1 protein-coding gene is annotated in these 731 nt (G+C 67.7%); it reads left to right on the top strand.

Annotated features, from left to right (window positions below):
- The coding region (locus AZG88_RS02230) for an IS256 family transposase (RefSeq protein ID WP_231913789.1) at positions 1-731 on the top strand (731 nt) is incomplete at both ends.

The following is a 731-nucleotide window of genomic DNA, read 5'->3' as shown; positions in this document are numbered from 1 at the left end:
AGCCCCGACCTGCTGCGCAGTCTGTTGTCCACGTTCATCGATGCGCTGATGGGCGCCGAGGCCGACAGCCTGTGCGGCGCCGGTTTCGGTGAGCGCTCCGAGGACCGCACCAACTCCCGGAACGGCTATCGCCATCGGGTTTTCGATACCCGCGCCGGGACTCTCGACGTGGCGATCCCGAAGCTGCGGTCCGGCTCGTACTTTCCGGACTGGTTGCTGCAGCGCCGCAAGCGTGCCGAACGCGCCCTGACGTCGGTGGTGGCCACCTGCTACCTGCTCGGTGTCTCGACCCGACGGATGGAAAAACTGGTCGACTCGCTCGGTATCACCTCGCTGTCGAAATCCCAGGTGTCGGTGATGGCGAGGGACCTCGACACCCAGGTGGAGGCGTTCCGTAGCCGGCCGCTCGACGCCGGCCCGTACACGTTCGTCGCCGCCGACGCCCTCGTCCTCAAGGTCCGGGAGAACGGGCGGGTGGTGAACGTGCACGCCCTGGTCGCGGTCGGAGTGAACGCCGAGGGTTACCGGGAAATCCTGGGAATCGAGGTCACCTCCGCCGAGGACGGGGCCGGTTGGTTGGCGTTCTTCCGGTCGCTGGTGGCCCGCGGCCTGTCCGGGGTGCGGTTGGTGACCTCCGACGCCCACGCCGGCCTCGTGTCGGCGATCGGCGCCTCCCTGCCCGGGGCCGCTTGGCAAAGGTGCCGGACGCATTGTGACTGTAAGGAATTAAT

The sequence above is a fragment of the Rhodococcus sp. LB1 genome (assembly GCF_001583455.1).
Lineage (GTDB): Bacteria > Actinomycetota > Actinomycetes > Mycobacteriales > Mycobacteriaceae > Rhodococcus_F > Rhodococcus_F opacus.
This window is presented reverse-complemented; position numbering and strand designations above follow the sequence as displayed.